A 575-nucleotide genomic window follows, 5' to 3' on the forward strand; every position below is an offset into this window, starting at 1 on the left:
CCACCCCCGCCCCGCCAATGTAGAGCTCGCCCACCGCCCCGAACGGCACCGGCTGTCCATGACCGTCCAGCAGATAGAGCCGAAGATCGGGAATGCGCCTTCCGATCAGCCCATCTGATCCGGAAGAGTCAGACTGGCCAAGAGACCGATAGGTCACATGCACGGTCATTTCCGTAATGCCGTACATGTTGATCAGTTGTGGCGCGTGACCGGAATATCTCCCGTACCATGACCTGAGCATCGACGGGTCGAGCCTCTCACCACCAAAAATCACATATCGAAGTCGGTTCGGAACACTGCTGTGAGACTCCACATCCATCAGAGCTTTAAAAGCTGAGGGGGTCTGGTTCAGAACTGTGACGCCATATCTGCGGATTAGCTCATCGAATGCTGAAGGCGCGCGAGCAACATGCCCGGGCACGAGCACCACACAGCCGCCATGGCGGAGCGCCCCCCACAACTCCCATACTGAGAAATCGAACGAGAAGGAATGGAACAGACACCATACGTCGCGTTCATTGAAGCCAAACCAGTGCTGCGTCGCCTCGAACAAACGAACAATCTGGGCATGCTCG

At 57.0% G+C, this 575-nt stretch carries 1 protein-coding gene; it reads right to left on the bottom strand.

The features are described 5' to 3' along the window. Window positions 1-575, bottom strand: a 575-nt coding sequence (locus BMI01S_RS40540) for an AMP-binding protein (protein WP_042293686.1), incomplete at both ends; no start/stop codon positions are given.

This window comes from Paraburkholderia mimosarum LMG 23256 = NBRC 106338 (genome assembly GCF_000739815.1).
In the GTDB taxonomy this organism is placed as follows: domain Bacteria; phylum Pseudomonadota; class Gammaproteobacteria; order Burkholderiales; family Burkholderiaceae; genus Paraburkholderia; species Paraburkholderia mimosarum.